12 protein-coding genes are annotated in these 13,511 nt (G+C 65.1%); 4 read left to right on the top strand and 8 right to left on the bottom strand.

Translation table 11 applies throughout. The annotated features are described in order from the left end of the window. Positions 1 to 10 precede the first annotated feature (10 nt). The 4 genes from TPR58_RS06025 to TPR58_RS06010 form a co-directional block, all read right to left on the bottom strand. Positions 11 to 1,420, bottom strand: a complete 1,410-nt coding sequence (locus tag TPR58_RS06025; RefSeq protein ID WP_346246043.1) for a carboxylesterase/lipase family protein — start codon at positions 1,418 to 1,420, stop codon at positions 11 to 13. Positions 1,421 to 1,697: 277 nt separating this feature from the next. Continuing rightward, entirely contained in the window at positions 1,698 to 2,252 is a 555-nt protein-coding gene (locus TPR58_RS06020; protein ID WP_346246042.1) for a phage tail protein, read from the bottom strand. 50 nt (positions 2,253 to 2,302) lie between these two features. Further along, positions 2,303 to 2,842: a phage tail protein gene (locus TPR58_RS06015; protein WP_346245721.1), complete on the bottom strand. Its 540-nt coding sequence runs from the start codon at positions 2,840 to 2,842 to the stop codon at positions 2,303 to 2,305. 22 nt (positions 2,843 to 2,864) lie between these two features. After that, entirely contained in the window at positions 2,865 to 3,428 is a 564-nt protein-coding gene (locus TPR58_RS06010) for a phage tail protein (RefSeq protein ID WP_346245720.1), read from the bottom strand. 325 nt (positions 3,429 to 3,753) lie between these two features. Between TPR58_RS06010 and TPR58_RS06005 the strand changes: the two genes are divergently transcribed. Further along, the gene (locus tag TPR58_RS06005; RefSeq protein ID WP_346245719.1) at positions 3,754 to 3,927 is read left to right on the top strand and encodes a hypothetical protein; all 174 of its coding nucleotides are present in this window, start codon (positions 3,754 to 3,756) and stop codon (positions 3,925 to 3,927) included. A 176-nt stretch (positions 3,928 to 4,103) separates the two neighbouring features. Beyond that, a complete protein-coding gene (locus TPR58_RS06000; protein ID WP_346245718.1) occupies positions 4,104 to 6,035 on the top strand; it encodes an asparagine synthase-related protein in 1,932 nt (643 codons plus the stop codon). Here the strand turns inward: TPR58_RS06000 and TPR58_RS05995 are convergent, their stop codons facing one another. Together TPR58_RS05995 and TPR58_RS05990 are read right to left on the bottom strand one after the other, a co-directional pair. Next, entirely contained in the window at positions 6,036 to 6,881 is an 846-nt protein-coding gene (locus tag TPR58_RS05995; RefSeq protein ID WP_346245717.1) for a sulfotransferase domain-containing protein, read from the bottom strand. Continuing rightward, positions 6,878 to 7,792, bottom strand: a complete 915-nt coding sequence (locus TPR58_RS05990; RefSeq protein ID WP_346245716.1) for a hypothetical protein — start codon at positions 7,790 to 7,792, stop codon at positions 6,878 to 6,880. The genes TPR58_RS05995 and TPR58_RS05990 overlap by 4 nt, the downstream gene beginning before the upstream one ends. 55 nt (positions 7,793 to 7,847) lie before the next feature. Here TPR58_RS05990 and TPR58_RS05985 point away from each other — a divergent pair, with 55 nt between their 5' ends. Beyond that, complete coding sequence (locus TPR58_RS05985; protein ID WP_346245715.1) at positions 7,848 to 8,153, top strand: PqqD family protein; 306 nt, start codon at positions 7,848 to 7,850, stop codon at positions 8,151 to 8,153. A gap of 218 nt (positions 8,154 to 8,371) precedes the next feature. On the opposite strand, the gene TPR58_RS05980 is transcribed toward TPR58_RS05985, so the two are convergent. Then, positions 8,372 to 9,676: a cation:proton antiporter gene (locus TPR58_RS05980; RefSeq protein WP_346245714.1), complete on the bottom strand. Its 1,305-nt coding sequence runs from the start codon at positions 9,674 to 9,676 to the stop codon at positions 8,372 to 8,374. Between the two features lie 390 nt (positions 9,677 to 10,066). Continuing rightward, positions 10,067 to 11,653 (bottom strand): S10 family peptidase, encoded by a 1,587-nt coding sequence (locus tag TPR58_RS05975; protein ID WP_346245713.1) that lies wholly within the window; start codon positions 11,651 to 11,653, stop codon positions 10,067 to 10,069. Positions 11,654 to 11,856: 203 nt separating this feature from the next. Here TPR58_RS05975 and TPR58_RS05970 point away from each other — a divergent pair, with 203 nt between their 5' ends. Further along, the gene (locus tag TPR58_RS05970; RefSeq protein WP_346245712.1) at positions 11,857 to 13,386 is read left to right on the top strand and encodes a S10 family serine carboxypeptidase-like protein; all 1,530 of its coding nucleotides are present in this window, start codon (positions 11,857 to 11,859) and stop codon (positions 13,384 to 13,386) included. Positions 13,387 to 13,511: the final 125 nt, after the last annotated feature.

The following is a 13,511-nucleotide window of genomic DNA, read 5'->3' as shown; positions in this document are numbered from 1 at the left end:
CTCCTGCGGATCAGCGGGTGGGTGCCGGGGCGGCATCGATGGTGGGGCCGAGCGGATCCTTCTTCAGCACCGCGGTGCCGCCTGCCTCGAAGTCCAGCACCTGGTCGGCTGCCGGGTCATAGCGGGACCAGACCGGCAGGCCCGGGCCATTGGGATCGCCCTTCTTCGCGAAGTTGACGATATAGGCGCTGACCGTCTTCGCCACCGCCAGGTCGCGCGGGCTGGTCTTGTCGCCATATTTGACCGCGACCGTGTCGAAGAACCACGGAATCTCCGCCGCATGGTCGGCGCCGGTCTTGTTCAGCGATTCCGCGACATAGGAGAAGCGATAGTGCCAGGTGGGCGCGCCGGCCTGTGCGGTCGAACGCGCCACCTGGCGCGCACCCGCGACCATGAAGCCGGTCGGGCCACCGATATCGTTGTCAGTCGCGCCGACCATGATCGGCACCTTGGGGAAATTGCCCGAGCGATAGGCTTCGGCCGCATCGACCACCAGCGTTCCGTCGGGGAACGGGCTGGCAAAGGTGCGCGGGCCTGCGGCAGGCGCGAACAGCGCCATCATGTTGAGCCCGTCGGTCACCTGCTCCGCCGACAGCGCGCGCAGCTTGGCCAGCGCCTGCGGGTCGTCCGCGGCGATGCCGTTCTTCGCGGCGAAGTCGAGGCCGATCTTCTCGGTCACCGCCAGGCCGCCCGGGCCCATGCCCTGGCCGTTGCCGCCCGACATGATGACTGCGCGCGAGAACAGGCCCTTCGCCATCGGCGAGGTGACCAGGCTGTTGACCGACATGCCGCCGGCACTCTCGCCGATGATCGTCACGTTCGCCGGGTCGCCGCCGAACGCCGCGATGTTGCGCTGGACCCATTTCAGCGCGGCAAGCTGGTCCATATGGCCGTAATTGCCGAGCAGCCCGCCATCGAGATTGGCCTTGGTCAGCTGCGGATGGGCGAAGGTGCCGAACCGGCCGACGCGATAGTTGGCGCTGACGAAGATCACGCCCTGCCTAGCCAGGTTCGCACCCGAATAGGTCGGCGGCGACGCGCCGCCGTTCACGAAGCCGCCGCCATAGATCCAGAAGACGACCGGCAGCTTGCCCTTGGCGTCCCTGGGCTTCCACACGTTGAGGACAAGGCAGTCCTCGGCCGGCTGGGTGCCGAGCGGGGCCGCGTCGCTGGGGAACGGCACCTGCATGCAGTCATGACCATATTCGGTGGCGGCGCGCACGTCGTTCCACTTTGCAACCGGTTGCGGCGCGCGCCAGCGCAGGTCGCCCAGCGGCGGTGCCGAGAACGGGATCCCCTTCCAGCTCGACACGCCGTCCGACGTGCTGCCCGACACCTTGCCGGCGTCGATCGTGACGGTCTGCGCCCCCGCAGCCGCACAGAGAGTCAGCGCCGAAACGGCGACCAGCGTTCTAAGCATGTCCATGAATCAGGGTCCTCAACGGAAGGCGTTCTTCAGCGCCGGTTGAACGATCGGGCGATAGGATATCGGTACGCAAATCGATTGCACTGCCGCCTTCTCAGCACGATCGGGGGCCTGGCGTCGAATAAATTTTGCACATTGGCCGACAGGCGGGTGCAACGCATGCGCGCGGTGCCCTCGAAGTCGCTCATCCGGCCTTCGCCAAGCAGCGGGATGCATCACCCCCGCGACTTGCCGGCCGGCGGGGCAGATGCCACCGCCGGCCGGCGCGCGCTCAATCCGGGCGGGGAGGATAGGTCCCGTCGTTGCAGATATAATAGGCCATGACGAGGTAGGGCTGGATGTTCGGATGCGGGTCCGTGCCCCCCTGCGCATTGCCATAGGCGGGCGATACCTGGAGCCCCAGCGTGGTGTCGTTCGAGATCGGGGGCACGTCATAGGCGTTGATGGTTTTCGCCGCGCTCGTCAGCCCCCGGCTCAGCAACGAATTGCCTGCCGCGCCAGTGGCGGTGGCCGTTCCGGTCATTCCGGTCGTGCCAGAGCCCGAAAGCCTGGCGGAAAAGCCGTGCCTGTGCGCCGGCGCGGTGCTGTTCGTCAGCGTCACGGTCTCCTGGCCCAGCGTCGCACCGAATGCATAGACCGTCCCGGTCTGCGCGGTCCCGCTGCTGAGCGGAATGCGGCCGTTGAGATTGGGCATATTGAAATAGGTCCGCGAGTCCCCGCCGAACCGCGATCCCAGCAGACTGTACAGCGCCTGGTTCTGCGCAAGACTCACCTGCTGTCCATTGCAGGCGATCCATCCGATCGGACTATAGCCGAAAGGAAACATGCGAATTTCGCCGATAAAAGCGTCAGCCATATAAACCTCCGGATAACCGATTAATTGGGGAATTCGGGATACAATCCGCCCGTTGCGATCGCGTAACACAATGCGATACTGGGTTGGACGTTGAGATGTGCCTGGCCTAGACCTCCGCCTGGCTGAATCGTCGTCGGCTCCAGTGCAAGGGTCGTTCCCGCCTGCGACTCGTTGCAATAATAGAAGTTCGACCCGACGTTGCCGGGCGCGACACCCGTTGTCGGGATCGTCGCCGTGGCATTGTTGCTCGTGACCGACACGGTATGGGTGTGCGCCGGCACCATCGCCGACGTCAGCGTCACCGTTTCCGCGCCGGCGGATTGCCCGAGCGCATAGTTGGTGCCGCCGGCGGTCTGGCCGAAACTGACCGGGCTGCGACCGCGAAGGTCGGGAAGATTGAACGTCGTCTGCCCGTTTCCGCCATAGGTGGTACCGATGAGCGAGAAGAGCGCCTGATATTGGGAGATGCTGACCGCGCGCCCATCACAGGGCAGGAAGTCGACCGGCGTATATTGGTCGAATGCGAGAAGGCGAATTTCGCCGACATAATAATTGGACATGTTTCCTCCGCTGCTAGCTGGTTCAGTTGCGGGCGGGCCAAAGGCCCTGGGTGGCGATGCAGATCTGAACTGCCAGGATCGGCTGGCGATTCTCATGCGCTCCGCCGCCGCCCGATGCGGAAAGCGTGGATATGTGCAACGGCACCCATGCGGGGTCGGCCGGGTAGGTCGGACTGGGTGCGTAGAGATTGAACGGCTGGATGCCCGCCGGACTGGCGCTTGCCACCCCGATGAAATTGCCCGCCGGGGAAGATCCGGTGGTGGTCGTGGACTGCGACGCGGTGACCGAATGGGTATGCGGCGGCGTCTGGGCTGCCGTCAGCGTGACGCTTTCGGCACCACCGGTCTTGCCCAGTTGATAGAGCGTCGGCCCGGCGGTCGACTGGCCGGTGGCGACGGCGACGCGCCCACGCAGATCGGGCAGCGCGAAGTTGACCTTGCCGTCACCGCCATACGTGTTGTGGATCAGGGCGAAGAGCGCCTGATATTGTTGGATGGTCAGGATCTGGCCATTGCAGGGCAACCATCCTTTGGGCACCTTGCCGTATGAGAATAGTCGCAACTCCCCCAGAAAATTGTCCGTCATTTCACCCTCCTTCGCTCGGAACATCTACGAGACATCGAATCGGCAGCGATTGGAGGAAGATATTGCGCCCGCCCCCGCGCCGCATCTCGCGAGGATAAAGACCAGGCGTGACGGGTGAGGCTATAAATATAGAGTCCAAAACGGACTGATGCTCGAATGCCGCAAAAAATTCGGTTGCGACCGCCTATAGTCGTTCGGGATAACGCCTTGTCATTGGCGAAGGGCTGAGCTAGCGCATGCGCGACTGACCCGACCCTCCTGCCGGGCGGTGTTTGCCGGGTCCTGTTGAACTGTTGTGAAATTTATACGTGCGGGGAGCTTGATGATGAACGAACTTCGCAATTCCGTCGATCTCTCTGGCGATCGCTCTTGCGATGCCGAAACGCGGCAATGGGTCGCACCGCTTCAGTCGATGACGACGTTCTCCGCAACGGAGTTCACCCAGTCGGGCGCGCTGCCTCCCGCCGACGACGGCAACGGTACCTGGACCCAGTCATAAGGCGGGCGACCGGGCAGCGCATCTGCCCGGCACAGGATCCAGGCGGGATTTCGCCATGGCTGCCTGCCGGACGTCCGGACGCGGTCCGGAATCCCGCATTGTGCCTGTGAGATGGATCGACCCGATCTGATCTTTACCGAAGGCGCTGGCATCATCCCCGTGGATGGAAGCTCGTTATGACCGAGTTCCGCGGCCATGTCGCGTTCGAGCCGGAGGCAGGGACTCAGGATGATCGCGCGCGCGCAGGCGCCCCATTTCTCGCGTCAGGTGTCGGGGCGCCGCGCGCCTGGCGCGACAACAGCGCCGCCCTCGCCATCGGCCAGCGCATCGTCACTGCCGAAGACCGTCGCGAACGCCAACCGGAGCCGGACGCGGCGGGACGGGTGGTTCTCTTCAGCGGGTATCTTTTCGAACCGTCCGAGGTCGCCGGGGAACTGGGCCTCCCTGCCGGGTCGCCCGATTCGCGGGTCGTCGCTTCGTGGTTCGACCGGCACGGCCTCGGGTCGCTCCACCGGCTGAAAGGCGACTATACCTTCGCCCTGTGGGATCCGAACCGGCGGCAGGTCCATCTCGTGGTCTCGCCGATGGCAAGCCGGATCGTCTACTGGCATGCCCGGTCGACCGGGTTCTGGTTCGCCACGACGCTCAGTGCGCTGCACCAGTTTGCCGGGGTTCCGAAGGCCCTCGATCCGCTGCAGCTGGCGCTTCATTTCACCGTCCACATCGTCGATCCTGCCGATACCCTGTACCGGCAGATCCGGTTGCTCCCGCCCGGCACCGCGCTGACGGCCGATGCGAAAGGCGTGAGGGAAAACGCGTTCTGGCGTCCCGACCCGGCCCGCAGGCTGAGCCTGCGAACCCCGCACGCCTATGCCGAAGCGGCGCGGGACCTGCTGGACCAGGCGGTGCGCCGGCAGTTGCGCAGCGACAGGATTCCTGGCGTGCTCGTCTCGGGCGGGCTCGACAGCTCGGCGGTCGCGGCCACGGCGGCCCGGACGATCGCCCCCGCGACGATCGACACCTATACGTCCGAGCCGCCGCCCGGACAGCCGGTCGAAGGCCGCGAAGGCTGGTATGATCGCGAGCGGCCGCATGTCGAGGCGCTCGCGGCGCGCTACCCCAACCTGACCCCCCATTTCTGTCATTCGCACGAGCCGGCGCCGTTCGAGGTCGATCCGACGCCGCTGTTCGCCGCCGGCGGGCGCATGCAGTTCATCGCCAACCATATCGGCTGGTTCGATGCCGCCTATCGCGCGGCCCGCAGGGACGGTCATGCCGCGCTGCTCACCGGCGCGATGGGCAACATGACGCTCAGCTTCGACGGCCTTCGCGGATTGAGCGACTATGCCCGCGCGGGGCGGATCGACAAGCTGGTCCGGCTGCTTCCGGCGGCGGCGCGCTTCCGCCAGAGGTCGCTCTGGGGTCTCGTCAAATCGCACGTCCTGTTTCCGTCGCTGCCCCCGAAACTGCGCGACACCCTGTGGCGCCGCCGCCATCCCGGCAAACATCCCTGGGCCGAATATGCCGCGATCCGCGCCGAGTTCGCGGGCCAGGTCGATCTCGACGCCACGCTCTGGTCGTCGGGAGAGAGCGCGCGCTTCGCGAACAGCCCGGACAGCCGCAAGATGGTCGCGCGATTCCTCCAGGCCCAGCGCATCCGTGTTCTGGAAACGCTTGGCACGCTGAGGGCTTATTACGGCTTCGAACTGCGTGATCCCTTCGCCGATCCCGACCTGGTCGAATTCTGCCTGGCAATCCCGCGCGACCAGTATCTCCTGGGCGGCGAGCAACGCAGCCTCGCCCGGCGGACCCTGGCCGATCGCCTGCCCCCCGCCCTGCTGGACGAGCGTCGCTATGGCCAGCAGAACCCGGAATGGTTCACCCGCCTGTCGGCGCAGCGCGACAGTTTCGCCGCCGATATCGAGCGGCTGGGCAACGTCCCGCTTGCGGCCGAGATGCTGGACCTGCCCCGCCTCAGGCAGCTGATCGAGACGTGGCCGGCCGACGCCGAAGCGGCCACAGCCCGGCGCTTCGAATATGAGCATCTGATTCCCCGCGCCGTCCAGACCGGCCGCTTCATCCGCTGGGCCGAGGGCAGCAACCAGTAGTTATGCGGTAACGGCGCGATATCCCAGGCGGCGCATGGCAGCGCCATGGTCGGTCTCGATGCGCGCGATCTGCCCCGCAGTCAGCCGGTCGCGCCACGCGGCCACGCGCCCCTCCCCGAAGAAGCCGCGCCCGTCGCGCCATTCGGTGAACCCGCGTTCCGCCTCCTGCGCGCGCAAGGTCTCGATCGACGTGGCCGCGACCGCGCGCTGCACTGCCTGCGGGTCGTGCGGCAACGCGAGCGCCGTCACGATCCCTGCAAGTGCCGATGCCGGATCGGCCCTCAGCGACTCGTACCGAACCAGATGGGCGGCGAAGGGCTGCGGCGCGCACCAGTCCTCGACATTCTGGCTCCAACTGCCCCAGTGATCGAACAGACAGGGCCGCAACCCCTGGCGCGAGCGCGCCATCCGGTGATCGGGCGTTCCCATCACTGCGATGGCCTCGTCGATGCTCATGTTCAGATGCCGCGCCAGCGACAGCGCCACGTCGCGCGGATCGCGCACCAGATAGATTGCGCCGAGGGACAGGTCGGCGGGAAACAGGCTCTCGCGCCCGATCAGCGGCGAGCGCAGTTCGTGCGTCTTGAGATAGACGGGTTCGGGCTGCGTCGCCATCCAGGTGCGGATGGCAGCGGGACGCCAGGCCAGGATCTCGGCCTCCGTCAGGTCCGCGGCGGCGATGCCGATCGCCTCGTCGAACTGCCCGCGCTCGTGGGTGCGATGGCTCCCCAGGACGATCGCGTTGATGTCGACCGCAGCGCCCCCCGCCAGATAGGACTGGAGCAGCAGCCGCAGCCAGGTATTTCCCGACTTGGGATAGGAGGCCAGCCAGTAGATGCCGGTCATGGCGGCGGCGTCCCCACCGACGCGAGGATCGTGTCGACCAGCGCCGGCAACGCGGCGAAATCGTCGCTTCGCGTCACTTCCGCAACCGTCGCGGCCTCGACCAGCCGGGCCATGCTCCTGAACATGGCCGGCTGTTTCCCAAGCCCCAGGCCCAACCGCCAGCGATGGACCAGATCGTAGCGCCGCAGCGCCTCCAATCCGCTCATTGCCCGGATCCGCGCGGGTCCGGACCCGGGCTCGGATCGCAGGAACAGCACATGCGCCGGGGGCAGCGGCTCGAGCTGGAACCCGCCCTGCGCGACCGGCACGTGATATTTCTCCAGCTCGGCTCGGCTGCGCTCCAGTCCCCCCGTGGCGATCGCGAGTTGCCGAGCCGAATCCCGCCACAGCTTCACACGCGGAAAGGCGGGCAGGATTCTCGGTCCCGGATGCCCGTCGACATCGAGCGCGCACAAATCGTCGCTGAGCAGCCGATAGCCGCGCCCGGCGAACGCCGCGGCAAGCGTCGATTTGCCCGCGCCGGAATTGCCCGAGATCAGCAGGACGCGCCCACCGATGTCGATCCCGCTGGCATGAAGCGGCAGCACGCCGCGCTGAAAACACAGGATCGCCAGCACCGATCCGAGCAGGAAGACGCGGATATCGGGCACCTCCAGCGGCAGGGCCGTCTGGACCACGATCCGCCGTCCCGCTTCCACCCAATAGTCGGCAACCGCCGGAATCGTCACCCGGACGCCGGCCGGCTGGATCTGGACGGCAGGGCTGAAACTCGGCAGTTCCGGATCAAGCGGTGGCACCGCGCCGATCTCGACGACGATATCCGGCTCGCGCGCATCCCCCTGCCAGGGCAGCAGATCGGGAAGCCGCAATGCGCTGCGCACGCGCCAGCCGAAAAGATGATAGTCGCTCATACCGCTCCGCTGCCGCCCCCTCGCTACGATCCTCGTCCGTTTCTATACGGTGCCGATGGCAAGTCTTGGGGAGTTCTTCAATATGGTGGCGATGGAAGCGGTGATTGCACGCAACGGGTCGGTTCTCGATGCCAATGTCGGTGACGAAACCGTGCTGATGAGCGTCGATACCGGGGAATATTACGCGCTCACCGCCACCAGCCGCGATATCTGGAACCGGCTGGATACCCCGATCAGCGTGCGCGACCTTTGCCAGGCGCTGGCCGACGCCTATGGCGCCCCCGTCGAGACGGTGACCGCCGATACGCTCGCGTTTCTCGACTATCTCGAGCGCCGGAACATGCTGAAAATCGGGGATTGAGGGTCGTCGGCGGCTTGAGAAGATCGCCGAGCAGGACGGCCATTTGTCCGGTCGTCGGAAACTGCCAACGCCTCGGCTCCGAGTGCGAGTTCCGGTCCGCTAATGGTGCATGCGGACCTGCGCGACACGCGGTCTGACTGTAAGAGCCCGAGCCGCTGGGCGGCCGTCCAGCAGCCAGCCGGGGTCCATCTCGCCCGCCAGGTTGCGAGTCGAACGGATCACATCTGCGCCGGCCCTTTCAACCCGGGCGGCGGCACATCGTCCGCATCCGGATCGCGGCCCTGCTGGCGATCGAGCGACCGCATGATCGGGGTCACGGTAAGCCCGTGCAGCAGGATCGAGAACAGCACGACCAGCCCGACGATCCCCCAGAGGCGCTCTGCCTGCGCCACGGCCATATGGTTGATGCCATAGGCCAGATAATAGATCGTCCCGACGCCGCGGATGCCGAAGAAGGACAGCGTCAGCTTCTCGCTCCGCTCGGCGCGGTACCCGATCAGCGCGAGCCATCCGGCAAGCGGTCGAATCAGCACCAGCGTCGCGACTGCAAAGACGATATCCGTCCAGCTGACCCGCGCGAACAGCCCGCTCACCATCGCGCCGCCGAACAGGATCAGCAGGATCATCATCACCAGCCGCTCGAGCTGCTCGATGATCGTATGCATTTCGTGATGGAAATCATGCTCGCGATGCGTGTGGCGGAAGGTGAGCGCGGTGACGAACACCGCCAGGAAACCATAGACATGGACGATCTCGGTCAGCCCGTAGGATACGAAGGTCGCCGACAGCGCGATAAGGCCGTCGCCCGTCTTCGCCAGCTTGGAGTCCGCGGGGACATGGAAGGTCAGCCACCCGAAGGCGCGCCCCACCAGCCAGCCCCCGACGATGCCGCCGCCAATCTCCCAGGCGACACGGTAGGTGAGCCATTCGCCAAGCCACGGCGTTCCCGCGGCGGCGCTGGCGGCAAGCAGGATGGCAAGATGGACGAACGGAAACGCTGCCCCGTCGTTGAGCCCTGCTTCCGAGGTGAGCCCGAAGCGGACTTCGTCTTCCCCGCCCGTCTTGGGCGGGCCCACCTGCACATCGGCGGCGAGCACCGGATCGGTGGGCGCAAGGCTCGCCCCCAGGAGCAGGGCAACCGCGATCGGCAGGCCCAGCGTCCACGTGGCCAGAACGGTGATCGCAAGGATGCTCAGCGGCATGGTGATCGCCAGCAGCCGCCAGGTGACCGCCCAGCGCCGCCATCCGAATATCCGGTCGATCTTCAACCCTGCCCCCATCAGCGCGATGATCACGATCAGCTCGGAAAAGCGTTCGGTCACCTCGGGGTAGCGGATCGGCAGCGGGCGAAGCGTGATCTGGGGCAGGAGGAAGATCACAGCGCCGATCCCGATGCACACGATCGGCAGCGAAAGCGGCAATTTTTTCAGCGCAAGCGGAAGCCAGGCGACCAGCGCGATCAGCAACCCCGTCCCGGTGAGCACCAGGATATAGGGGGACGGAAGCAGACTTGCGTGTTCCATGACGGCTGAACAAGCCGGAACGCGGTTCGGACGCGATCCGACGATCTGCAACTCGGTCTTCGACGAATTACCGGCGTCAGAGTGGCCGGTCGCCAATTCCACACGCGACCACCGCCGTTCATGGGAAAGTGCAATCGCGCTCGCGATCGAGCACCATGAGCTCGCCATGCCGTGCCGGCGGCACAGGTCCATCACCCCCGCTCCCGCCTCCGGCCTTCCTTCAATATGTCGATGATCTGCTCTTCCGGAAACTGCTCCGCTTCATCGTCCATGCCTTCGATCGAGCCTGACTCCAGCTCGAGGTCCACTGGAGAAGAAAACGGGGGTCACGTCAGTGTGCATGTTACATGCTTTGGGCCCGCGTGGCCTGACCAGCTGGTTGCGGCGGCATTACGAGCCGTTCCCGGCGCGATACATGGCGAGCGCATCGTCGCGCCATGCGGCGCCGCTGGTCGCGCGATCATAGAACATGTGCCCGCCGGGATAGACACGCAGCCGAAGCCGGTCGCCGACCAGGTTACGCGGCATTTGCTGGATCAGCAGCTTGGAAAGGAAATAGGGGCAGGCAGTGTCGTTCCAGCCATGCGAGATGAGCACCTGCAACCGCGCATCGCTGGCCATCACCTTTCTCAACTCGGCCACCGCGGTGTCAGCAGTGTCGTTCTCGAAAATCTCGTACAACGCGTAGTTGTGGGCGCGATAATGGCCATCCACGCGCCAGCCCACCTCGTTCATGACAAAGTCGGTTATTGCGGCTGTGTATGGCGCGCTTGCTGAGAGGATCGGATCGAAATAATCCCGACTTTCGTTGGCCGGAAACGGGTCCAAGGCCTTTGCGCGAGCATCATAGCCCGACGAGACGACGCCCTCGTCCCGATGACGCTCGCGCAGCGCCAGCGTGGGCGACAGACGACCATCCATTCGACGGACGATAAAAGGGTTCACACCGATATAGTCAGCCACCTTGGCGGAGAGACGGTCCGTGGCAGCGGCATCCGAGGCCCCGGCAAAGAAGTCGGTGAGGAATTCAGTCTGCGCGTAGCGCTCGACCGGCGCCAATGCCTCCGGCGTAAGCGACTTGCCTTCCTCCTCCCAGTGCGACGCCGTAAGCGATGGCAGAATGGCCATGTAGCGGAGCGGCGACAAGGCATCCTGTTCGCCCATGGCCGGGATATCGAGATAGGGCGAAACCAGGGCAAGTCCCGAAAAGCCGATCCCACCGTTGATCTGGAGTTCATAGGCTATCCGGGGTAGCCGATACCCCGAGTAACTCTCCCCGACCATATATTTGGCGCTCTTCATGCGGTCGTTACGGGCAAGCCACTGGTACATGACCTCACTCAGATATTTGACGTCCGCCTTGGCGGTCATGAACGCTTTTCTGGTTTCGCCCTCGTCAACTCGGCTACGCGAAAATCCGGTCCCGATCGGGTCGATGAAAACCAGATCGGTAAAGGGCAGCCAGCTGTTCTGGTTTTCGACCGTAATCGGTGCGCCGGATGCCGTATGTCCGGGTTCGATCCGTCTGGGTCCGAGCGCCCCGAGATTGAGCGTCGCGGATGCGGCGCCTGGCCCGCCGTTCATGGCAAACGTCACGGGACGGGCGATCGCAGATCCCGGGACGGTATAGGCGGTGTACACCACCTCGCCGAGCATCCTGCCCCGTTCGTCGCGCAGATCGATTGCACCGACGGTCACGACATAGTCGATCCGCTTGCCCTCGATGATCCCGGAGCGACGGATCGACCGCGGCGCGGGAAAATCCTTTAGCTGGTCTGCGACCGGAGCTGCCTGTTCGAGCTTATCGGTCGCCGCCGCCGCCGCCGCCGGGCTGAACTGAAGGAGCGTCGCGCTCAACGCAATCAGGACAACCACGCGACGCAACATCATCATCTCCTGGAATATCGCGCCGACCGAGGTCACCACCTGACATCGTGCGGCAAACTTGCCGCGCCCTGATTTGGTGTCAATAGCCATTAAGACAAATTGTCAGGAAAAACCTTGATCAAAAAGCACTCTTGGGAGCTGATTGTTACGTGACAGAACGTCCAAATTAGCTTGACGGCCGATGAGCCGTCACGGCACATCGGCCAGACCATCCAAGGGGAGTCACCATGAAGCCTTGCAACAGGGTCCGTTTCGCGGTGGGACTGCGATACCTCGCCGGCACGATGCTAATGGTGGCGGCAACCCCCGCCGCGCGCGCCATGATGACGCCAGACACGGCCGCCGCTGCCCCAGCAAGAGTGGTTCACGCCGAAGCCCTGCAGGATGCCCTCGCGCCCCGCCTGATCGATGACGAGAGCGTGGTGGTCAGCGAACGTCGCGTCCAGACCCGGCGTGGACCGCTGACCTACGAGGTCAGGGTCGGTCGCGTGCCGATCCGCAACGATGATACGGGCCAGGTGCGCGGTCGTCTGTTCTTCGTCGCCTATGTGGTCAAGACGAAGGGCCCCCGCCGCCCGATCACCTTTGCCTGGAATGGAGGGCCGCTGGTCGCGTCCGCGATCATCCATATGGACGGACTGGGACCACGCCGCCGAACGGCCCAGGGTATGGTCGACAATCCCGACACGCTGCTCGCGGATACCGACCTTGTTTTCATGGACGCTATGGAAACCGGCTTCTCCCGGCCGGCAGCCCCGGAATTCTCGCCTGAGTTCATGAACATGACCGGCGACGTCAACGCGACGGCCGAGTTCATTCGCGCATATCGGGCGCGGTTCCGCACCGGAGACCAGCCGCTTTTCATTGCCGGCGAAAGCTATGGCGTGTTCCGGGCGGCGGCACTGGCCGAAAAGCTGAGCGCTGCCCATGTCGACATCGCCGGAGCGATCCTGCTCTCGGGCGACATTCCGAATATTCCGCAGCCGCCCGAGTTCTACGACGCGATGCACATCCCGGCGCGAACCGCAGCGGCCTTCCATCACAAACGCCTTGCACCGGACCTGATGCGGGACCGCGAGGCGACGATGCAGGCTGCGCTGGACTGGGCGCGGACGGTCTATATGCCCGCGCTTGCGCGCCGCGGCACGCTCGCTGCAGACGAACGCGAGGCGATCGCCACGACGCTTGCGCGCTACACCGGCATCTCGCCGGCGCAGGTTAACCGCGAGACGCTCGTCGTACCCATCCAGCAATATTTGACTACCTCTCTGAGCCTCGACGGCAGCAAGGCGCTCAGCGACGAGGATATGCGCGTCAGGATAGACGAAGATCGCAGCGACGTGCGCAGCGCAGAACTCGTCGACAGTTATATCCGCGGCGAGCTTGGTTATACGACCGACCTTACCTATGCCGGGCTCGAAACCGGTTATTCGCCTTATCCCGCCCCCAGGAAGCTCTCGATCCGCGACCGCTGGATCTACAATCAGCCCGGGGTCACACCCGAGATCGTCGCCGAGGTCAAAAGGACCTGGGAAGTGTCGCCGCTGGCGCGCGCAAACCCGACCTGGATCATCAATGCGATGAAGCAGGATAAGGATATGCGTGTCTTCGTCGCAACCGGCCGCTTTGACCCGCTGAACATGTGCGAGGGCAATGCGATCGCCGCCGCGCAGTTGCCGACCGATCTCCGCACCCGCATGAGCACGCACTGCTATGAAAGCGGGCACATCATCTTTCGCGACAATGATGCGCGCGCCCCCTTCCTGCACGACTTGTCCGCGTTCATCCAGCGGACGATGGCGGAGCGGCAGCCGAAGCCGTAAGGCGACGGGGTGGCGCTCGACAGTTCAGTCCGCACCGGGATGGGGCAACGTCGAAGGCCCTGCCCGCCGGTATCTTGAACCATCGCTCGGGACGGCCAGCGACCCACGGCGCAGGCCGTAGAGCC

Source organism: Sphingomonas rustica, from assembly GCF_039652585.1.
Lineage (GTDB): Bacteria > Pseudomonadota > Alphaproteobacteria > Sphingomonadales > Sphingomonadaceae > Sphingomonas > Sphingomonas rustica.
The sequence above is the reverse complement of the archived record's forward strand: the minus strand, read 5'-3'. Positions and strand labels throughout refer to the sequence as shown.